Here is a 21,366-nt window from a genome sequence, read left to right as displayed (position 1 = left end):
TTGTCTATTACTCAAGCTCAGCCATTAGCTTAACCAGATGTTCCACAGCTTTCTGTTCGTCTTCACCTTCTGCCGCAATGGTAACCACAGTACCCTGGGTTAAACCAAGCGTTTGTAACTTGAATAGGCTTTTGGCACTGGCGCTTTTACCGTTGGATGTTACGGTGATTTCTGAAGTAAAGCCTTTGGCTTCTTTGACAAACTGAGCAGCAGGACGAGTGTGCAGGCCGTTCGGTGCTGTAATAGTCACTTCTTGCTGGAACATTCTGTATTCCCCAACTTATGGATTAGATTGATGTTGTGGAGCTAAAGTTTAGCGCATGCGCCGAACTTTAGCCTGTGTGGTTAGCACCTGATTATGTTACAGGGGCAGGCCGGGATGCGGCAAGGAAACGTAAAAGTATTTCCTGAATAAAATACCACCAAACACCACCAGATTCTTGAATCATTGTTTGAACCGGGCATGTAGAGCGATGATACAACCATCTCTGCCTCAGTTAAATCGATTCAGCGAATAGTGATTTTTGGAGTGATATTAATTTTACGCATCGAAATAATTGTTCGGTTAAATACTAGACCTAAGTCAGAAAAGCAATCCACATATGATGGAAAGTTTGAACTGCGCCACAAAAATGCACTAAAAAAAGCACCTGTGCAGGTGCTTTTTTAACATTTCATTTACTTGCCGTTGTGAGACATTCAGTGAATTTATTGCTGCAATTCTTGTTCGGTAAACAGGTCTGCGAAGAGCGCTGTGCTCAGGTAGCGCTCACCGGAAGACGGCAGGATCACCACGATGGTTTTATCTTCAAACTCTTTCTCTTTGAGCAGGTTCAACGCGGCAGCGACCGCGGCGCCTGAAGAGATACCCGCCAGAATGCCTTCTTCTTCCATTAAACGACGAGCGGTGCTGATCGCTTCTTCGTTAGTGATTTTTTCCACCCGATCAACCAATTTGAGGTCGAGGTTATCCGGAATGAAGCCTGCGCCGATCCCCTGGATCTTGTGTGGGCCTGGTTTTATCTCTTCACCCGCCAACGCCTGACTGATGACCGGAGAGTCAGACGGCTCCACCGCCACGCTGGTGATTGCCTTGCCTTTGGTATTCTTGATGTAACGGCTTACCCCGGTCAGGGTGCCGCCAGTACCGACACCGGCGATAAATACGTCAACTGCGCCGTCGGTATCTTCCCAGATTTCCGGCCCGGTGGTCTTTTCGTGAATTTCCGGGTTGGCGGGGTTGCTGAACTGCTGCAGTAATATGAAACGGTCAGGATCGCTGGCGACAATCTCTTCTGCTTTGGCGATGGCGCCTTTCATGCCTTTTGCGCCTTCGGTAAGCACCAGCTTCGCGCCCAGCGCCTTAAGCAGTTTACGTCGTTCGATACTCATGGTTTCCGGCATGGTCAGCGTCAGCTTATAACCACGAGCGGCGGCCACATAGGCTAACGCGATACCGGTATTACCGCTGGTAGGCTCAACCAGTTCGATGCCTTTTTTCAGCACTCCGCGTTTTTCCGCATCCCAGATCAGATTGGAACCGATACGGCATTTAACGCTGAAACTGGGATTGCGCGACTCAACCTTAGCCAGAATGCGTCCGTTGCCGATACGGTTCAGGCGAACCAGCGGCGTATGGCCGATTGTAAAAGAATTGTCTTCGTAGATCTTGCTCATAGCCCGTCCTTATAACTGTATGAAATTTTTGCGAACATAGAGAGAATACTCGTTCGTACCCGTCAGTGAAGTAAAGAATTGCTATATCGTTATGTTCTTAGGAAATATGTTTTCATTACAACATGAAACATCAGCCAAGTTGCGCCGTCTCTCATTACGGTTTTGACTGTACGGCGGAAAGGCTACGGTAGCACTCGGCCCACAGCACCGTCGCGCCGCAAACCGCCACCGGCATAATGACCAAATTTAAAAAAGGAATCAGCGTAAACAGGCTGATCAGCGCCCCAAACTGCATATTGGTGACCTTATGCCGGCGCAATGCCTGACGCATGGTGGGAAAGCTGACTTTGTGGTTATCGAACGGGTAGTCACAATACTGGATGGCCAGCATCCAGGCGCTGAACAGGAACCACAACACGGGAGCGACGGTTTGCCCGACTCCGGGAATGAAATAGAGTAAAAGCAGAACGACGGCGCGCGGCAGGTAATAAGCCAGTTTCTGCACTTCCCGTTTCATAATGCGCGGAACATCTTTGGCTATCCCCAGAATGCCGCTGTCAGGCAGCGGCTGGCCGGTTAGGCGCGCTTCCAGTTGTTCGGCCAGCAGGCCATTGAACGGAGCCGCGATGAAATTGGCGATCGTGCTGAACAGATAGCCGAACACCAACAAAATGGATAGCACGGCAATCGGCCAGATGAGGTAGCTCAGCCACTGGAGCCACGTCGGAATGTGGTTCATGACCTGCGGGATCCAATCGCCAAGGCGGGTGAAGAGCCACCAAAACGCGCCGCCCATCAGCAGAATATTCACTAATAAAGGCAGAATGACGAAGCGGCGGATACCGGGCAGCGAAATCAAGCGCCACCCTTCAACAAAATAGTGGATACCGCTGCGTGGTTTATCAACCGGTTTTAAATAAGGCATAGCGTCATTGCTCTCTGTTTGTCTATATATGGCTGCATCATAATGGGATGATTTTATACTGACCAGACGGCACTTGGATGAAAAAACAGCAAAAAAATGCGTTGTATCTATCTTTATTGTCATAATGTACCGTGCAGACTTGCACTTGTGTACGCAGGCAAATAGAGTTAGTGGTATATAAGTCTTTGCCGCGGTGGCAATGTATTGAAACAATTGGGATAGCAATGATGCAGGACTTGCGTCTGATATTAATCGTCGTTGGCGCGATCGCGATAATAGCGCTGTTGCTGCACGGCTTGTGGACCAGCCGTAAAGAGCGCTCGTCCCTTTTCCGCGACCGCCCAGTTAAACGCTTGAAAAATGAGCGTGATGAAACCCCGCTTGAGGAACTTGATGAGGGCGTCGGCGAGGTTCGCGTGAAGAGCGGGCGGCCGCAGAATGAGCCTTCGCTGGGTAGTTATCATGCGGATGAGGACACGCGTCCCGCCGCCAAATCAGCGTTTGGCAAGACGCCTGTTCAATCAGAGTCGTCATACGATCCGCTGCTAGGTGAAACCACGCCTGTCGATCCCGCGCGCGCGCAGCAGGTTCATAGCGATGGCCGCGCCAAGGGCGTCGAGCCTAAACTGGATATGCCGTCGCACGAGCCGTCCGTATTCTCAGAAGATCCCTTGTCTGCGGACGATACGCATGAGCAAGAGGAAAAAGAGTCCGCGGCGGTTCACTCTCCGTTGCATTCCGCCGAACCCGTCCAGGATGAACAACCGAAAGAAGCCGTTTTGGTCCTGCATGTCGCCGCGCATCAGGGGGGCGTTATCGGTGGCGAACTGTTGCTGCAAAGCGTGTTGCAGTCAGGATTCCAGTTCGGGGAAATGAATATTTTCCATCGTCATGTCAACCCGGCCGGCGGCGGACCCGTATTATTCAGTCTGGCTAACATGGTGAAACCCGGTTCATTCAATCCGGATGAAATGTCCGAGTTTTCCACTCCCGGCGTATCCATGTTTATGATGGTGCCTTCTTATGGCGATGCCGGTCAGAACTTTAAGCTGATGCTCCAGTCGGCGCAGCGTATTGCTGATGATGTCGGCGGCGTGGTTCTTGATGACGAGCGCAGAATGATGACGCCGCAAAAAGTCGAATCTTACAAAGCGCGAATTCGGGATGTATTGAAAGCCAATACCTGACGCGAGACAATGAGTCGTGACGAAGCCTCCGTTTTGGGGGCTTTTTTATTGGCATGGATTGATGGCGCGTGGCTTGGAAAAACAATGAAAAAATAAGGTGAGTGGCTGTGAGTGAAACAACAGGATTAAAACAGGATCTGAGCATGATGCAAGGCGTCGGACTGCTTTCCACTTCTCTGCTGGGGACGGGCGTTTTCGCGGTGCCGGCGCTGGTCGCGCAGATTGCCCAGCAGGATAGCCTGTGGGCCTGGCCGCTGCTGATTCTTTTTGTTTTTCCGATTGCAATTGGATTCGCGGCGCTGGGTCAGCATTTTCCCAATGCCGGAGGAACAGCCCATTTTGTCACCATGGCTTTTGGCCCGCGTCTGGCGCGGGTTAGCGGCTGGCTATTTTTGTCGGTTATTCCGCTTGGTTTGCCGGCCGCGTTACAAATTGCCGCCGGTTTCTGGCAAGCCGCATTTGGCTGGAGCACGAATGAGTTGCTGCTGGTGCAGTTGCTGACGCTTGGCGGAATATGGCTGCTGGGGAGGCGTAGTGCCAGATCGAGCGGCAATATTCAGGTCATTATCGCGCTGTTGGTCGTCGGATTGGTGGTAGCCATCTGGTGGCAGGGAAATATTACGCCGGCCCATATCCATTGGCCGACAGTCAGTAAGTTTTCCTGGCCGAATACTTTTGATGCGTTGGCTGTGATGTTTTGGTGTTTTGTCGGCATGGAGGCTTTTGCCCATATGGCGACGGAGTTCCGCGTGCCGGAACGCGATTTTCCCCGGGCGTTGCTGATCGGCATGTTGGTGGCCGGCGCGGTTTACTGGGGATGCACCGTCGCCGTGTTGCACTTTCATGCTTATGGCGCAGGATGGGTGGCGACCTCGTCATTGCCGCGGATTGTCGTGCAGTTGTTTGGTGAGCAGGCGCTATGGTTTGCCTGTATCGTCGGCTATCTGGCCTGCTTTGCCGGTGTGAATATCTATACGCAAGGCTTTGCCCGCCTGGTATGGTCGCAGGCGCCGGCGGGCAGTTCGTTGGCTAAACTCTCCGCCGGACAGACGCCAGCCAATGCGCTGTCTGCGGTGGTGTCGTGCTGTGTGATAAGTTGTTTATTGATTTACTGGCTGAAATTGCCGCTGGATCAGCTTATCGTGTATGCGAATGGGATTTTTGTTTTGATCTATCTGCTGTGCATGCTGTCTGGATGGCGATTGCTGAAAGGGCGGGCCAGAGTCATGGCGATGATCGGCAGCCTGCTTTGCTGCGCGCTGTTATTGATGATCGGTTGGAAATCGCTCTATGCGCTTATTGTGCTGGCGTTACTTTGGATTTTCCTACCGCATAAACAAAGAGAGCTCGCTCTCCATTAAGACGACGCCTCCGGCCAGGCGGGCGGAGGCGTTAATGACGACGAGATTATTCGTCGTCTGGCGTCGCGGCGGGCGCCGGTTTCTCTTCGGCGGAGAGCTTTGCTTCCAACTCGGTCAGACGCTGCTCCAGCCGGGCGATTTTCTCGCGGGTGCGCAGCAGTACCTGAGTCTGGACGTCAAACTCTTCGCGATTGACTAAATCAAGCCGGCTAAACTGCGCCTGTAATACCTGACGAATTTTCTTTTCTACGTCGTCGCCCAACTCCCGGATACCTTTCGGCATGGACTCATGCACCTGACGGGCGATCTGTTCAATCTTTTTCGTGTCAATCATGGCGCTTTCCTGATTATGCTATGTCGGATGATCATATGTTCAGTGTAATGCTAGTTGGTTGCCGGATAAACTAAAACTCACATTTATCCCCGCCATCTTTCACGTTTCCGCCTGATACTGGCTGGATGCGCCTGGCGATTATTCCGTGGCGTCGCGTCACATTTCTTGTTGCTAATCAATTGCCCTGCTACTTCATTAGCGTTATAGTTATTGCGCTTATTCTCAGGGCGGGGTGTAATTCCCCACCGGCGGTAAACCAGCCGTATGTATATTGTTATATACGCGTTGGAAGCCCGCGAGCGCTCACCGTTTGGTTTACCGGCGAATAGTTTGGTTTCCCAGCGTGAGGTCAGCAGATCCGGTGTAATTCCGGAGCCGACGGTTAGAGTCCGGACGGGAGAGAGTAACGGTACCTGTCGGGTAGTTATATTTTTATATAATTATATCCACTCGCGTTATTTTTTAGTCATTGCAACGCAATTTGTTGCGATGGCGACTCCTTAATCTCGCCCTGGTTCTGGTAATCCATATTAACATTGAGGTTTTTTACCATGAATCAGACATTACTTTCTGAATTCGGCAATCCGCTTGAACGTGTAGAACGTGCGCTTGATGCCCTGCGTCAAGGCCGTGGTGTGTTGGTGCTGGACGATGAAAATCGTGAAAACGAAGGTGACATGGTTTTTGCGGCTGAAAACATGACTGTGGAACAGATGGCGCTGACGATCCGCCACGGCAGCGGCATTGTTTGCCTGTGCCTGACGGAAGAACGCCGCCAGCAACTGGAATTGCCGATGATGGTGGAGCATAACTCCAGCCACTATCAAACCGCATTCACCATCACGATTGAAGCGGCAAATGGAGTCACCACCGGGGTTTCCGCCGCAGACCGTATCACTACCATCCGTGCGGCGATTGCCGACGATGCCAAACCGAGCGACTTGAGTCATCCCGGGCATGTTTTCCCGTTGCGCGCTCAGCCGGGCGGCGTATTAACCCGTGGCGGACACACGGAAGCGTCGGTCGATTTGGCTACGCTGGCGGGGCTGAAACCGGCTGGCGTACTGTGTGAGCTGACTAACGATGACGGCTCGATGGCGCGCGCGCCGGAAGTGATCGCCTTTGCCAAACAGCATAATATGCCGGTATTGACGATTGAAGACATCATGGCTTATCGCCAGGCCACGGAACGCAAAGCCAGCTAATTTTCTTGCTTCAAGATAACGCGCCATATATCAATATGGCGCAATAAACGCCTGCCTGGGCAATCGGCTCAGGCGTTTTCCTCCCTGAGACGTCACCTGTACCGTTTCGCTAAAGGCGATCCCCTGAGCCGACGCATACATATGGAAAACCATATTCTCTTCCAGCCGCCAGTTTGCCGCCGGCGTAAAGCAGTATGAAAAATCGCTGGGTCTGGGCGTGCGGGTATACAATCCTAACGCATAGCCGGTGACGTTGCCGTAGGCGCGGCGTAAGCCCGCGGCCAGAACGCCCTCGCGCAGTAACGCATCCACTTCATTGGCCGGCGTGTCCGGGGTCATCATCGCTAGCTGCCGATCCTGCAGTTCAATCAGCTGATGCGCCACCTGCTGCTGCCGCGCCGTTGGCTGGCCGATAAATATCGGCCGCATGATGCGGGCGCTGTAATGGCTGACTTTCGGGATCAGTTCGACATGCAGAATGTCGCCGGCCGCCAGACGATGATCGTGATTGCTGTTATGCAGAAAGCCGTTGTCGCTGCACGCGCAGACGATAGGCCCGGTTTCGCCGGTGTCCGCGCCGTCCCGCAAGAAGCAGGCGGCAGCCAGCGCCGCCGCATCCCGTACCCGCCAGCCGCTTCTGACCTGTTCGGTCAGCGCCGACATGGCGCGATCGGCGATATCGGCCGCCTGCTGCAGGCAGGCCAATTCCTGCGGAAATTTGACCTGTCGTAATTGGTCGCTGACGCCGGTCATATCAACCCAGTGCGCAGCGGGCAGAGACTTCTGCAACTGCCGCCAGTTGTGTACGGTCATACCGTAAGAGTTGAAGTCTGCGGCGAGCCTGCCGCGTCCGTATCCTTTTGCCTCTATGCTGTCCGCCACGCATTGCCAGGGAGACTGGTGGTCGTCGAAGGTCACGATCTCCCGCAGCCAGCTGCTTTGGCGGCAGGGCGCTTCATCCAACTGGCGCAGCACCATCCAGGGTTCGCCTTGCAGCGGAACCAGGCAGGCGCGGTACAGGGTTTCAGATACGCTATAGCCGGTCAGCCAGGCCAGGAGTTCCCCCTGGTCGACGATCAGGAGCTCGGCTTGCGCCGAGTTCATCGCCGCCCGAATGCGGGCCAGGGCGGCATGATTTACGTCGCTCATCAGGCCTCCACGGGTTGGCAGATATCCAGGATCGCCAACATATAGATGCGAATCATGTCGAGGAAATCCGTGATATGCACCCGCTCGTCCGGCATGGTATTGAATTTTCCTCCCGGTCCGCAAACGATGCCTTCCATGCCCAACATCTGGTAAAAGTGGGCGGCGTCGGTACCGTAGAAGGCCGGCGGCGTAATTGCGCCGGTGGGCTGTTTTTCTGCGCGAATGGTTTGATAGGCCCGATTGACCGCCTGCACGATGCGTGAAGAGGGCGAGACTTCAAACGGCAGCATGGTGGGGCGATCCCGCTTGCCGTCATCGAATAGCGTCGCCTGTAAACCAGGGTACTTCTCGGTCAGCCGATCCAGCTTGCTTTGCAGATCGTCCAGCACGCTTGCCACGGTTTGGCCGGGCGCAAAACGGGCGGAGCCTTTCATACGAACAAAATCGGCCACCTGGGGCGGACGCCACTCTTCCAGATCGCGCCCCAGCGCGCCATGCACCGTACCGATATGGGCACGGTTGATTTTCAGATGTTCGGGGCTTTTCGCGCCGGAAAAGGTCATGGTATTGATCTGCGGAATCAGCTCGACCGCCGCCATGATGGCGTCAACCGCCTCTTCCCGTTTGGACAGATGGCGGGTATCTCCCACCAGTTCGATGGTAAACATCAGCGAGCCCGCGTGCATGGACAGCGCCTGCAAATCGGTCGGTTCGGCATTAATAAAGTAATCCGCCTTGATCCCCTGTTCGATGGCGGCAATCGTGCCGATGCCTCCCTGAAGCTCGCCCACCACGTAGGTCAGGACAACATCGCCTTTCAGTTTGACGCCGGCGTCAATCAGGGTTTTCAGCGCACAGAAATAGGCGGCGTCGCCGGCCTTCATATTGGAGACGCCGATACCATAAATAAAGGTATCGTCAATCTTGCCGCCCCAAGGGTCGACGGTCCAGCCTTCGGTGACGGGGTTGGTGTCCAGGTGGCCGTTGAATAGCAGGCTGTTGCCGCCGCCGGCGCCGTGCAGCGTACCGATGGCATTGTAACGCTCGCCGGGAACGGGTTGCAGCTCTGCGCTTAATCCCAGAGCCCGCATTTGTTCCACCATATAGTCGGCCAGCCTGCGTTCTCCCTCGGTGGCGCTATAGCTTTTATGTTGCACCATGCTAGCCAAAAAATTCAGGCAATATTGTGTGTCGATGGATGTCAATAGTTGTTCTGATGTCATAATGTACTCTTATTTATCATGAGGTTATCAATGTTCCGGCACATGAACGGCGGCCAGTAATGCTTGCGTATAGGGGTGTTTGGCGCTGTCGGCCATGTCCTCTCCGGGCAGGATCTCCAGCAACTCGCTGCGATACATCACGGCAACCCGATGGGCAATCTGGCGGATCAGGTTGAGGTCATGGGTAATAAATAGGTAGGCCGTACCGTAGCGGCGGCGCAGGTTAAGCAACAGTTCAATAATGGTGGCCTGTACCGAGACATCCAGCGCGGCCGTAATCTCATCACAGATCACCAGCTCCGGCGGATAGGCAAAGGCTCTGGCGATGGCGACCCGCTGTTTCTGCCCGCCGGACAACTCATGGGGAAAACGCTGCGCCACATCGGCAGGCAAACGGACCTCTGCCAGCAGCCGGGCAACCGCCTGCGGCTCGGTTTCCCCTTTGGGAAGGCCGTATAGCCGCAGCGGGCGGGCGATGATTTCGCCAATGCGCTGGCGCGGGTTAAGCGAGGCATCGGGATGCTGAAAAATCATCTGTACCCGACGGCGATAATCTTTATCCATTTCGGCCGCGCCGAACAGGTTATACCCGCGAAAATCCAGCTTGCCGTTGAACGGCACCAGCCCGGTGAGCGCCTTAGCCAACGATGATTTTCCCGAACCGGACTCGCCGACGACGCCGACGATCTCTCCACGGTGAATGGTCAGGTTGATATCGTCCGCGGCTTTGGTCTGCCCGGATGAACGCTGCAATAGCTTGTCCAGCAGGCCGTGGCGGCCATAGGAAATGGTCAGTTTCTCCAGACTCAACAGCGGTTCGCGCTTGGTTGCCATGTCCTCATGCGTCAGCAGACGGCAATGGGGATCGGGCGCCGCGCGCACCAGACTCCTCGTGTAGTCATGCTGGGGATGGCGGAAGAGTTGCCGGGCCGGCGCCTGTTCGATAATGCGGCCCTTTTCCAGCACGCAGACCTGGTCGGCGACTTTCGACACCAGCGCCAGATCGTGAGAAATATACAGCGCCGCGACGCCGGTTTCTTCGCGCAGGCGTTCAAATAGCTGGAGGATTTGCGACGCGCTGATCGCATCAAGCGCGGTGGTCGGTTCATCAAAGATGAGACACGCCGGCCGGCAGGCAAACGCGGCGGCGATCAGAATGCGCTGCTTTTCCCCCCCGGAAACCTGATGCGGATAGCGCTTCATCATTTCCCGCGGTTGCTTGAGCTCAACGTCTTGCATTAGCTGGATCGCCAGCTCGTTAGCCTGACGCTGATCCAACCGGCGGTGGCGAATTAACACTTCGGTGATCTGTTCGCCCAATGACAGCGTTGGGTTCAGCGCGGCGCTGGGATCCTGGAAAATCATTCCCAGCCGGCCGCCGCGCAGCGATTCAATTTGCGTTTGCGGCATTTGCCGCAGATCGTCGCCAAGCAGGCGGATCGCGCCGCTTTGCTCTCTGGCGTTGGCGGCCAGATAGCGCATGATGGACCAGCCCAGCGTGGTTTTCCCCGAGCCTGATTCCCCAACCAACCCGACGACTTCGCCATGCCGAACGTACAGATTGATATTATCCAACACATGCAGCACATCCCCCCGGGGCAGCAGGTAGTCGAGGCTGTAGTTTTCCACTGACAGAACCGGCGTATTTGCCGCGTGGTCGATATCCGGCGTCATGATCGGCGGCTCCTTGGATTGAGTACGTCGCGCAGGCCGTCGCCCAGCAGGTTGAAACCGATGGCGACGATGGCGATGGCGAGTCCGGGGATTAGCATCATCCACGGGGCGTTGAAGAAATAGGCGCGGGCTTCGGACACCATCAGCCCCCATTCCGGCTCCGGCGGCTGCGCGCCAAGGCCGAGGAAGCTCAGCGTAGCGAACAGCATAATGGCGAAGGCGACGCGGATGGTGGCCTCGACGATGATGGGGGCGATGATATTGGGCAGCATTTCCCGCACAATGATGTAGCCGGTATTTTCGCCTCTGGCGATGGCGGCGTTGATGTAATCCTGCTGGCGCACGGAGAGGGAGACGCTGCGGGCGATGCGCACCATGCCGGGAATAAAGGCGATGGTGATAGCCAGTACGGCATTCAGGCTACTCTGACCGAGCGTACTGACGATCAGCAGGGCGAACAGCAAACTGGGAATGGACATAATGGCGTCCATGGTGCGCATGATGGCTTCATCAATGCGCCCGCCCAGATAGGCGCTGGTGGTGCCGATGGCGGAGCCGATAAGCATGGCTAGCGACGTCGCCAGCAAAGAGAGCAGGATAGTGGCTCTGGCGCCGGACATGACGCGGCTGAAAATATCGCGCCCAAGCTGATCGGTGCCGAACCAGTGTTGCAGGCTGGGCGCCTGATAGCGCGCCAGCAGCGACAGGCTTTCCGGGTCGTAGGGGGCAAGGTGTTTGCCGCCGCATACCATCACCAGCGCCAGCAACAGAATCAGGCTGCCGGTGGCGCCCTGCGGAGATCGAAGCAGCTGTTTAATGAGATCAGGCATAGTGGATCCGTTTATCCAGAGTGATATATGCCAGGTCGGCCAGGAAATTAACGATGGAATAGGTGGCCGCCAGAATCATGACGCCAGCCTGAATGGTCGGCAGATCCCGTGATTGCACGGCGACGATCAATTCTCTGCCGATACCGGGGATCGCGAAGATCTCTTCCACTACGACGATACCGCCCAGCAGATAGCCGACATCCAGCGCGACGATGGTGATCGTGGGCATCAGTCCGTTACGCAGCGCATGACGCCATAGGATGCGGCGGCGCGATAATCCCTTCAGATAGGCGGCCCGGATATAGTCGGTTTGCAGCACGTCGACCATTTCGGAGCGCACCATGCGCGAAACGTGAGCAACCAGAATCAGCGCCACGGTGACCGAAGGCAGGATCAGATGGCGAATGCCGCCGAGCAGATCTTCCGTCAGGGGGACATAACCGGTGGCGGGCAACCACTGCCAGATATCGGCAAAGAGCAGCAGGAGCAGGGTGGCGGTCACGAACTCGGGAAAAGACACCCCGACATACGACAGCACGCCGACCAGCATATCCGCCATTTTCCCCTGTCGTATTGCCGCCCAGATCCCAAGTGGAATAGCGATAATCAGCATCAGCGTCAGCGCACAGGCCGCCAGCAGCAGCGAACGGGAGAGGGCGGTAAGCAGAGTCGGCGCGACGGGCAGTCCGCTGCGCATGGAAATGCCCCAGTCGCCCTGGACGATACCTTTGAGCCATTGCCAATATTGCCACCAGGCCGGTGCGTCCAGCCCTAGCCGTTCCCGCACCGCCGCCAATGCCTGCGGCGTGGCGTTTTGCCCCAGCAGGGTGACGGCGGCATCGGCGGGAAGCAGTTGGGTAATGCCGAACACCAGCAGTGAAACCACCAGCAAGGTATAGATCACCAGTAAAAATCGTTTTAGCAGATAGCTTGCGGTCACACTGCCTCCCCGTTACCGACGCGCCGGCGCGTTGGCGGTCAGCCAGACGTGATCAAGGCGGAACACCGCGCCGCGCGGATTCAACTGATAGCCCGCGACGTAGTCGCGGCTGGCGGACAGCAGATCGAAGAAGGTCGGAATCAATGAGGGAACCTGCTCATTCATCAACTCCTGCGCCCTGGCATAGAACGCGCCGCGTTGCGCGGGATCGGCGGTTTCTCTGGCCTGCCTGATCTGCTGGTCGAACTCCTGGTTGTTCCAGCGGGTTTCATTCCAGGCCGCCTCCGAGGTGTAAAGCAGGGAAAACACCGCGTCGGGCGTGGGTTGCATATTATAGAAACCGACATAGAAATTATTTTTCTTCCAGACCTGATCAAGATAGGTGCTGTTGGCCATGGTTTTGACCTCGATACGGATCCCCGCCGGTTTGCACATCTCGCGCAAAGCGATCCCCAACTGGGTACGGGTAGCGGGCCTGTCGGAGGCAATCAGCGTGAGATCCAAACCGTTGGGATAACCGGCTTCGGTCAGCAGCGCTTTGGCTTTGGCATAGTCGGCCTGCTTAAGCGGGATCGCTTTATAAAATGGATAGGCCGGGCTTAAGGGATTGTCATTACCGGGCGCGCCGTATCCTTCGGCGACAAAATCGACCATCGCCTGACGATCGACGCACAGGGCCAGCGCCTGACGGACGCGTACGTCATTGAAAGGCTTTTGATCGCATCCCATGTTGACGTTCAAAAACTGGCCGGAGGCGATGCGCAGCGGAATGATGCCCGGCGTGCGGGACAGCCGGGTAAATTCGGTTGTCTGGGCCGCCATCATCAGGTCGATATCACCTGAGCGCAGGGCGGAGCTTTCCGCAATCGGATCCGGATAGACCACGATTTCTATCCGATCCAGATAGGGACGGGCGGGATCGTAATAATCGGGGTTGCGCTCCACGACGATCAGGCGGGCAGGTTCGAAAGAGAGCAGCTTAAATGGACCGGTACCGATCGCTTCCTTGCTGAGACGTTCAAGATCGCCCTGCGCGATGGCCGCCGGGATAATTTTGGCGTCGGGATAGGCCAGCGCGACGGGTAAATCGGCATACGCGCCCGTGGTGGTGATAATGACGGTATGGTCGTCGCTGGCGGTCACGCTATCGATGGGGCCGACATTATGCAGCGCGGGCGAGGCGTTATCGGGATTAAGAATGGCGTTGAAACTCGCCACCACGTCCTGTGCGGTGCAGGCGGAACCGTCATGAAATTTGAGGTTGTCGCGCAGCTTGAAAGTCCACTGCGTCAGTTCCGGGTTGGATTGCCAGGATTCGGCCAGATCGCCTTCCGCCTGCATATTTTGCGTCAGGCGGGTCAGCCCGCTATATAACAGTTCCGCCAGCAGATATTCCGGGTTTACCCGTACCCGGTGAGGATGGATGACGTTGGCGCCCTGATCGACGCTGAACCGCAGTACGCCGCCCCGGCGCGGCGTGCCATTGGCCGGCGTGGAACTGACCGCATCGGCCGCCGCCGCCGACATCGACCATGGCAACATGGCCGCGCTGGCTAAACATGATGAACCGATGATGAACTGACGACGGTTGAAAGTGGTTTTCCCGGTGGTCATGGTGTTTTCCTCTCTGGTGGGGAGATATCAAAGGTCGGGTTTGGCTCGAAGTCGCGGGCCAGATAAGCCAGGATCGCGCGTGACAGGGCGATAAGATCCGGCATGGTGGTATATTCATCGGCGGCATGGATGTGGTTATCCGGGCGCGCCAGCCCGCCCAATAGGATTTCCTGCACGCCAGCCTGTTGTACCCATCCCATATCGGAACTGGTGGACGATCCCCAGGCGCGGAACTCATCGGCATGGAAACCAAATCCCACGCTCAGCGCGGACAACCAGCGCGGCCAATGCGGGCCGGTCGGGTCGTCGACCGGGGCAAGATGGCCGATGAGGTGATGCTCAACCGCGAGCGCCCGTGAACCGGACATCGCCTGTTCGATGCAGTCGACGATCTCTGCCAGCGCCTGGTCGAAGGTCTCTTCCGGCGAGTAGCGACGGTTGATCAACAGTTCGAAGCGCGCCGGAATGGTGGAGCCTTTGCTTCCTCCTTTGGCGAGCGCGATCGTGAGGCGGGAGGTGAGCGGCGCGCCCTGATAGTGCGGCGGCGCAGGCATGGCCGAGGTTCTTTGCTCTACCTTCTGTTTCAATGCATACAGCGCGTTCAATAACGGCAGACTCTCTTCGATGGCGTTAATGCCGCCGAGCGGATCGCCGGAATGGGCCGCGCGCCCCGTCACCTGAATGGCAAGATCGAAACTGCCGAAGCATCCGGCCCAGATCCGGGGCACCGCGCCGCCGTTGAAGCTCAGCATGTGACCGTGGAAAAGCCGTTGTTCCGCCAGATAGCGGATGCCGGGATACAGCCCCCCTTCTTCATCGGTGCACAGCAGCAATACCGGGTTGAAATGTAAAGGCAGATCGAAGCGCTGTGCGGCGCGCAGGGCGGCTAAGGTGGCGACGATGGTGCCTTTCATATCCGCGCTGCCGCGGCCAAATAACTTGCCATCCTGTTGCGTTAAGGCCAGAGGCGGAAAATGCCAGCCGTCGCCGGGGGGAACGGTATCGACATGAAAGTAGAGATTGCAATTTTCCGCCGCATTTGACGGCAACGCGGCTATCAGGTTGGTTCGTGCGCCCTGTGCACTGCCGTCGGGAACTTGCCATAGCGCTTCAGGAACGTCGACGCGGGAGCAGGCGAACCCCAGAGGGGCGAGTATTTCTTCCATCAAATCGGCAAAGGCCGGGTAACCCTGCCCGGGGGGAAAGCAGGTATCGACCGCCAGCATGCGCTGGAGATCGTGTAGTATGGCTTGTTCGTCCTGCGGCAATGACGCCAGGGCCGCGTCCAGTTTTTTATCGTCGGCGGCTTGTGCGGATGGCTGTCGCGTCGCGTTGGACAACGTCGATATTTTTTTCTTATACGACATGCTAGACTCGATTTTTTATTTCTATATAGTTTATAGATAATTCAGTTAGTGCCTTTGGTCAAGAGGTAATCAGTAATGGTGCAGCAAAAACATGAACAGGAAGTCAGCCGCTTTAGCCGATTAAATGAATATGAAGGCGCGCGTTTATATGAAGTGGTGAAACGTCATATCAGTGAAGCCATCCTGATGGGGCAGCTGGCGCCGGGCTCGGTGTTGCCGGGAGAACAGGCGCTGGCGGCGGATTTCGGCGTTTCGGTGGGAACGGTGCGCAAGGCGCTGGCGGCGTTGACCGACGAAGGCATGCTGATGCGCCGGCGTAAGACCGGAACGGTGGTGACCGGCTGGGCGCCGCTGCACAATCTCAGCCATTTCTTTCAATATTTTCGCCTGCATGGCAAAGACGGCGCTTTGGTTCATTCGGAAACCCGATTGCTGGATTATCAGGTGGCTACCGCCAGCGCGGAGGAAGCCGCCAGGCTGCAAATTTCACCGTCGGAGCAGGTTATCCGCCTGAAGCGTTTGCGGCGGGTGCAGGGCATTGCCGCCATGCATGAAGTCATGGTGCTGCCGGCGTTGCACTTCCCTGACTTCCCGGCGGCGGATCAGGTGCCGGAATTACTGTATCGCTTTCTGCTGGAGCATTACGGGGTGCGGGTGGCCGCGGTGCGGGAACAGTTAACGGCCGCGCTGGCGACGCCGGAGGATCTGACGCTGCTTGAACTCTCCGAACCCCATGCCATTATGGTGATTGACGAAATCTCTTTCGATCAGAGCGCGGTGCCGGTGATCCTGGCGCATCACCGTTTCAGCACCGACCATTTTATTTATCTCAATGAGATGCGGTGAGGCGGGTAAAATTTCGCCTTTGGGCAAGCGGATTGCGGTGCTTAAGGTTTTTTCGCCAGCAGCGTGGCGAAGCGCAGCTTTATCCGGTTGCCGTTCTCGTCGGTTTTGTGCAGCTCGCCGGGGTCTTCGTTGTATTTGACGATCTGCCAATCGGCATAATAGTTCTTTAGTTCGCCCGCTTTAAACGTGAAGGAAAACGGGATAGGACAAGGGTAGTCATCGGTCGACATGGCGGCGACGATCAGGTTATATCCGCCCTGCGTCGTCTGCGCCTGCATATTGCGAATAATGTACGGAATGCGGTCGCGTTCCAGGAACATAAAGACCACGGTCGAGAGAATAAAATCGTACCGCGTTTTGATTTCCGCTAGGTTGATATTGTATACGTGGGCCTGAATGTGCTCTAACGCTTCGTTTTTGACGATCTCATTTAGCGCCTCAATGCTGTGAGCGTTTTTGTCACAGGCGGTGACATCAAAACCGCGCAGATTTAAATACAGCGCGTTACGTCCGCCGCCGCAGCCTAAATCCAGCGCTTTGCCGGGCTGGATGAATTGCATGGCGTTGATGACCTCGGAATGCGTGCGGGAGAGTTCGTATTTCTTCGGGTAGAAATCTTCCGGCGTGCAGAAAAAGCTCAACTGGCATTCCAGATCGTCAGAAAAGGAAACGATGCGGTGCCATGCTTGCGGTTCGATAAATGGCGGCTGATTGTGTTGCGAGAAGTGAAATGTCTCTTTGGCTTCCCCGTTTTCGTGTAACAGAGAAAAGGTCATTTCTCCCTGCAGGATGACGAGCTTAGCCCAGGTTCCTTCTTTGGTCTGGTGTTTTTCCTGAAAGGCGGCGGGGAGGGTAGCACTGTTCCACGGCGGCATTTTTTTATAACAAATGAGATCTTGCATCTTCACCCCTTGGTATCAACTGATTGCCGTATTCTACAAACCGGCGAACAGGCTGACCAGAAATAGGTATTTAAAATACATTATTTACGTGGGCGACCGGGAATAAAGGAAAATCGTTCTCATGACGGCAGTCGACGGGTTGGTTTTAGCCTGGTTAATGAAGGGCATAAGGTAAAAATACCGAGTTGGATGACCAACCATTTGGTTCTAACCTCACCCCGCTCCTCCCCTTCCCAAGGGCTGTTTCTTATACACAAATATAGGGGCTATGAGGGGTTTGCCGTTATCCGGCGTAAGAAATTATGCTGAGGAGATAGCAGGCTTAGGATGAGCCGCACGGACGCGGCGAAAGCTTGCGCCACGTATGGAACGTGTCGCAAGCGGTCCGTTAAGCCTGATACCGACGAAGGCATCGCGCAGCGACATAATTTAGCCGGAAGCCGGGGTTCATAGGGGGCTGGCGTTTGAGCCCCCTATGTCGGGCGCGTGCTGCGAGGCAGCATGAAAATAGCGGCATTGTGGCGCACGAAACTATCTCCAAGTCCGCATAAAAATGTGACTAAGAGACAGTCCCAGGGGCGGGGGAAAATCCGGTTTTTTAATGGATTAGCGCCACCCCCTGGCAAGGGGGCGGCTGGGTGGGGGTAATCAATGGCACTGTTTCGCAGGTTGTCAGCAATCTAATACCCCGGCAATGAATGCCGGGGTATTAACATGCTAACTATTGCGTATCAGCGATGAGCGCTTAAGCGCATTTCGTGCATTTGGCGCTCTGGATCATCTGGTAGAAGTCATTGCCTTTATCATCAACCAGAATAAAGGCCGGGAAGTCTTCCACTTCAATTTTCCACACCGCTTCCATGCCCAGTTCCGGGTATTCCACGCAGGTCAGGCTCTTGATACTGTTCTGCGCCAGAATGGCCGCCGGTCCGCCGATGCTGCCGAGGTAGAAACCGCCGTGTTTGTGACAGGCATCGGTCACCTGCTGGCTGCGGTTGCCTTTCGCCAGCATGATCATGCTGCCGCCGTTGGCCTGCAGTAAATCCACGTACGAGTCCATGCGTCCGGCGGTTGTCGGGCCTAATGAACCGGAAGCATAGCCTGCGGGGGTTTTCGCCGGGCCGGCGTAGTAGATCGGGTGATCTTTAATGTATTGCGGCAGACCTTCGCCGTTGTCCAGCCGTTCTTTCATTTTGGCGTGCGCGATGTCACGGCCTACGATGATGGTGCCGGTCAGGGAAAGGCGGGTGGAAACCGGGTATTGCGACAGTTCTTTCAGGATTTCCGGCATCGGGCGGTTAAGGTTAATCTTGACCGCTTCGCCTTCGCCCGCCTGACGTAACTCTTCGGGGATATATTTGCCCGGATTGTGTTCCAGCTGTTCCAGCCAGACCCCTTTGCTGTTGATTTTCCCCTTGATATTACGGTCAGCCGAGCAGGATACGCCCATGCCGACCGGGCATGAAGCGCCGTGGCGCGGCAGACGGATAACGCGCACGTCGTGGGCGAAATATTTACCGCCGAACTGCGCGCCCAGCCCCAGATCGCGCGCCGCTTGCAGCAATTCCTGTTCAAGCGCGAGATCCCGGAAAGCCTGGCCGTGTTCGTTACCCTCGGTCGGCAGTTCATCATAATATTTGGTGGAGGCCAGCTTCACGGTTTTGAGCGTGGTTTCGGCGGAGGTGCCGCCGACGACAAAGGCGATATGGTACGGCGGGCAGGCGGCCGTGCCCAGCGAGCGCATTTTGTCCAGCAGGAAGTTTTTCAGTTTCTCCGGGGTCAACAGCGCTTTGGTTTCCTGATACAGATAGGTTTTGTTGGCGGAGCCGCCGCCTTTGCTGACAAACAGGAATTTATACTCTTCGCCTTCGGTGCTGTAGAGGTCGATCTGCGCCGGCAGGTTGGTGCCGGTATTCACCTCTTTATACATATCCAGCGGGGCGTTCTGCGAGTAGCGCAGGTTATCTTCGGTGAAGGTGTTGTAAACACCGCGGGACAGCGCTTCGGCGTCATTGATGCCGGTCCAGACCCGCTGGCCTTTCTTGCCGACAATAATCGCGGTGCCCGTATCCTGACAGGTCGGCAGAATACCTTTGGCGGCGATTTCAGAGTTGCGCAGAAATTGCAGTGCGACATATTTATCGTTTTCGCTGGCTTCCGGGTCGTGAAGAATGCTGGCGACCTGCTGCTGATGAGAAGGGCGAAGAAAGAAGGCGGCGTCATGGAAGGCTTGCTGGGCGAGGAGGGTAAGCGCTTCCGGTTCGATTTTCAGGATGTCCTGGCCTTCAAACTGAGTAACAGAAACAAAGTCGCTGCTGAGAAGGCGATATTCGGTGTCATCCTTACTTAGCGGAAAAGGATCTTGGTAATAAAAGGGTTTAGTCGACATTTTTTTCTCACTTGCGTTCGCATTATATTAGTAGGCTTGCATCCGATATGATTCAAGTTTCATTATTAATGACAATGACCTTTGTATCAGGCGTTATACCCAATCGATTTCTGGCGGGCTCTCTTGCCCGCCTCCGGTGGGCCAATGCTCCGCGTGGTTAAAAAACGCTCCCGGCGATTTTTCCAAGATGCGGGAGGGCGGCGGCCGAGTCATTCAGGGAAACCGACGCACCGGCAACTTGAAAGGTCGGGTATATCATTGCTGCATACTCATTAGGCACGAATACAAAAGTAATAATCCCTATAATAGTAGGGTTTTATACCGTGCCGAACTACTTTGCCACATCACATAATTGGTAAAAAATTCCGTAAATATCTTTTATTTTCAGCCAGGGGAGAAAGTAAAATAGTTGTAATCAAAGAGAATGAATTATTAATATCAGGCATATTAAATCAGTTAATTAAATTATTTAATTAAAATAATCAGAGTGATTGCAAGTAATAATAATTTTATTAGCGTCCTTATTTTTTAAATTTATTACGTTAAGGACTAAATAATATACCCGAAATAATGCGAGTTGCAGGACAAAACGTTGTCGTTTTGAACGCCGCGAGCGGCGGCCCCAACGGGGCGAGGTCTATGAATGGGCCGAGTAACAAAGCCAACGCACAGGCAACTTGAAGTATGACGGGTATATATAAACGAAGCGTTTTAGCCGCCCGCTATTGCATGGATCCCGGTTTTGCCGGTGACGCCGCGCCGTTTTCCTGTTGAGCCAACAGATTATCAATCATCCATAAACCCGCCGGGCCGGGAGGATAGCGCTTAGACCAGGCGATATCCACATCAATGAGTTGCGGCCAGCCTGCGACGGCCAGTTCTACCAGGTTTTGGTGGCCGAATTGTGATACCAGCCAGCGAGGCAGGATGCTCCATCCGAAACCCTGTTCCGCCATCTCCAGCAGCATAAGGTAGGATGGCGCAGACCAGACCACGCCTTCGGCCTGCAACCTATTGTTGCGTTTATAAGTGTTCAGATAAAGCTGGCGCACGGTGGCTAGCCGGCTGCGGGTCACCTTTTTTTCGGTGGCTAGCGGGTGAGTCGCCGCAACGAATACCGCCATTTCTGTTTTTATCTGCGATCGGGCGACCGCGATATCCGGCGGGTAAGTGGATTGTGCCCGCACCAGCCCGACATGGGCGCGCTGAGATTGCAGCAAATCAATGACATCGTCGTCTTCTGCAATCAAACATTCAAACTCAATATCAGGAAAACGCTGTGCGAAGCGTTGCAGCACCGGTTCGTAATGCATGGTTTTCCAGGTATCAGACAGCACGAACGTCAACCGAGGCTCAATATTGTCGGCCAGCCGGATCGCCAGTTCATCGAGGGCCTCGCTGGCGGAAAGGATAGCTTGCACATGAGCCAGTATCTTTTTGCCTGCCGGCGTCAAAATCGGTTGATGTCCGGCGCGATCGAACAGTCTCAACCCTAAATCCGCTTCCAGATTGGCGATAGCGCTGCTGATGGTGGACTGGCTTTTACGCAAATGCCGGGCGGCGGCCGAAAATGATCCGGTGTTGACGGTCGCGATGAACGCCAGTAAGGATTCCGGGGAATAACGCATAGCTCACCTTATCGCTTTTTTCGATGGTTTCTAATTTTATTCTATCAGTTATTACGATGAAAATAAGGTTGGCGCGGCTAACAACAGCCGCCGCAATAAGGTAGTTGTCACAAAT

The 21,366-nt window shown here is 55.3% G+C and carries 18 protein-coding genes and 1 riboswitch; of the genes, 4 read left to right on the top strand and 14 right to left on the bottom strand.

The features are described from left to right. Positions 1 to 7 precede the first annotated feature (7 nt). The 3 genes from ptsH to cysZ form a co-directional block, all read right to left on the bottom strand. On the bottom strand, positions 8 to 265 hold the full coding sequence (gene ptsH, locus ACN28R_RS14410; RefSeq protein ID WP_005971891.1) for a phosphocarrier protein Hpr: 258 nt from the start codon (positions 263 to 265) through the stop codon (positions 8 to 10). A gap of 443 nt (positions 266 to 708) precedes the next feature. Next, on the bottom strand, positions 709 to 1,677 hold the full coding sequence (gene cysK, locus ACN28R_RS14405) for a cysteine synthase A (protein ID WP_048636055.1): 969 nt from the start codon (positions 1,675 to 1,677) through the stop codon (positions 709 to 711). Between the two features lie 154 nt (positions 1,678 to 1,831). Beyond that, positions 1,832 to 2,602 carry a sulfate transporter CysZ gene (gene cysZ / locus ACN28R_RS14400; protein WP_048636054.1) on the bottom strand — a complete coding sequence of 257 codons (771 nt, stop codon included), beginning with the start codon at positions 2,600 to 2,602 and terminating at the stop codon, positions 1,832 to 1,834. Between the two features lie 224 nt (positions 2,603 to 2,826). On the opposite strand from cysZ, the gene zipA reads away from it, so the two are divergent. Further along, positions 2,827 to 3,789 carry a cell division protein ZipA gene (zipA, locus tag ACN28R_RS14395; RefSeq protein ID WP_183096783.1) on the top strand — a complete coding sequence of 321 codons (963 nt, stop codon included), beginning with the start codon at positions 2,827 to 2,829 and terminating at the stop codon, positions 3,787 to 3,789. A 107-nt stretch (positions 3,790 to 3,896) separates the two neighbouring features. Beyond that, positions 3,897 to 5,150 (top strand): L-methionine/branched-chain amino acid transporter, encoded by a 1,254-nt coding sequence (yjeH, locus tag ACN28R_RS14390; protein WP_095834764.1) that lies wholly within the window; start codon positions 3,897 to 3,899, stop codon positions 5,148 to 5,150. 46 nt (positions 5,151 to 5,196) lie between these two features. Here the strand turns inward: yjeH and ubiK are convergent, their stop codons facing one another. Then, positions 5,197 to 5,484 (bottom strand): ubiquinone biosynthesis accessory factor UbiK, encoded by a 288-nt coding sequence (gene ubiK / locus ACN28R_RS14385; RefSeq protein WP_048636052.1) that lies wholly within the window; start codon positions 5,482 to 5,484, stop codon positions 5,197 to 5,199. Positions 5,485 to 5,698: 214 nt separating this feature from the next. After that, positions 5,699 to 5,893: riboswitch (FMN riboswitch) on the top strand. A gap of 142 nt (positions 5,894 to 6,035) precedes the next feature. Here ubiK and ribB point away from each other — a divergent pair. Continuing rightward, positions 6,036 to 6,689, top strand: coding sequence for a 3,4-dihydroxy-2-butanone-4-phosphate synthase (ribB, locus tag ACN28R_RS14380; protein WP_048636051.1), 654 nt, complete (start codon positions 6,036 to 6,038; stop codon positions 6,687 to 6,689). 30 nt (positions 6,690 to 6,719) lie between these two features. Here the strand turns inward: ribB and ACN28R_RS14375 are convergent, their stop codons facing one another. From ACN28R_RS14375 to ACN28R_RS14345, 7 genes are read right to left on the bottom strand one after another with little or no spacing between them, the layout of a single operon-like run. Then, complete coding sequence (locus ACN28R_RS14375) at positions 6,720 to 7,838, bottom strand: M24 family metallopeptidase (RefSeq protein WP_183096782.1); 1,119 nt, start codon at positions 7,836 to 7,838, stop codon at positions 6,720 to 6,722. Continuing rightward, entirely contained in the window at positions 7,838 to 9,061 is a 1,224-nt protein-coding gene (locus ACN28R_RS14370; protein ID WP_048636049.1) for a M20 family metallopeptidase, read from the bottom strand. The genes ACN28R_RS14375 and ACN28R_RS14370 overlap by 1 nt, the downstream gene beginning before the upstream one ends. Before the next feature lie 27 nt (positions 9,062 to 9,088). After that, positions 9,089 to 10,735 carry a nickel ABC transporter ATP-binding protein NikE gene (gene nikE, locus ACN28R_RS14365; protein ID WP_095834763.1) on the bottom strand — a complete coding sequence of 549 codons (1,647 nt, stop codon included), beginning with the start codon at positions 10,733 to 10,735 and terminating at the stop codon, positions 9,089 to 9,091. Further along, positions 10,732 to 11,565: an ABC transporter permease gene (locus tag ACN28R_RS14360; RefSeq protein WP_095834762.1), complete on the bottom strand. Its 834-nt coding sequence runs from the start codon at positions 11,563 to 11,565 to the stop codon at positions 10,732 to 10,734. Before ACN28R_RS14360 ends, nikE begins: the two co-directional genes overlap by 4 nt. Beyond that, positions 11,558 to 12,505: an ABC transporter permease gene (locus tag ACN28R_RS14355; protein ID WP_095834761.1), complete on the bottom strand. Its 948-nt coding sequence runs from the start codon at positions 12,503 to 12,505 to the stop codon at positions 11,558 to 11,560. The genes ACN28R_RS14360 and ACN28R_RS14355 overlap by 8 nt, the downstream gene beginning before the upstream one ends. 12 nt (positions 12,506 to 12,517) lie before the next feature. Beyond that, positions 12,518 to 14,119: an ABC transporter substrate-binding protein gene (locus tag ACN28R_RS14350; protein ID WP_048636045.1), complete on the bottom strand. Its 1,602-nt coding sequence runs from the start codon at positions 14,117 to 14,119 to the stop codon at positions 12,518 to 12,520. Next, a complete protein-coding gene (locus tag ACN28R_RS14345) occupies positions 14,116 to 15,345 on the bottom strand; it encodes a M20 family metallopeptidase (RefSeq protein WP_082153111.1) in 1,230 nt (409 codons plus the stop codon). The genes ACN28R_RS14350 and ACN28R_RS14345 overlap by 4 nt, the downstream gene beginning before the upstream one ends. Positions 15,346 to 15,561: 216 nt before the next feature. On the opposite strand from ACN28R_RS14345, the gene ACN28R_RS14340 reads away from it, so the two are divergent. Then, a complete protein-coding gene (locus tag ACN28R_RS14340) occupies positions 15,562 to 16,332 on the top strand; it encodes a GntR family transcriptional regulator (protein ID WP_048636044.1) in 771 nt (256 codons plus the stop codon). A gap of 41 nt (positions 16,333 to 16,373) precedes the next feature. On the opposite strand, the gene tehB is transcribed toward ACN28R_RS14340, so the two are convergent. From tehB to ACN28R_RS14325, 3 genes are all read right to left on the bottom strand, one after another. Beyond that, entirely contained in the window at positions 16,374 to 17,234 is an 861-nt protein-coding gene (gene tehB / locus ACN28R_RS14335) for an SAM-dependent methyltransferase TehB (protein ID WP_095834760.1), read from the bottom strand. 745 nt (positions 17,235 to 17,979) lie between these two features. After that, a complete protein-coding gene (gene fumA, locus ACN28R_RS14330; protein ID WP_095834759.1) occupies positions 17,980 to 19,623 on the bottom strand; it encodes a class I fumarate hydratase FumA in 1,644 nt (547 codons plus the stop codon). Positions 19,624 to 20,345: 722 nt separating this feature from the next. After that, the gene (locus ACN28R_RS14325) at positions 20,346 to 21,251 is read right to left on the bottom strand and encodes a LysR family transcriptional regulator (protein ID WP_048636041.1); all 906 of its coding nucleotides are present in this window, start codon (positions 21,249 to 21,251) and stop codon (positions 20,346 to 20,348) included. Between the last annotated feature and the right edge of the window lie 115 nt (positions 21,252 to 21,366).

Source organism: Brenneria goodwinii, from assembly GCF_002291445.1.
GTDB lineage: Bacteria > Pseudomonadota > Gammaproteobacteria > Enterobacterales > Enterobacteriaceae > Brenneria > Brenneria goodwinii.
This window is presented reverse-complemented; position numbering and strand designations above follow the sequence as displayed.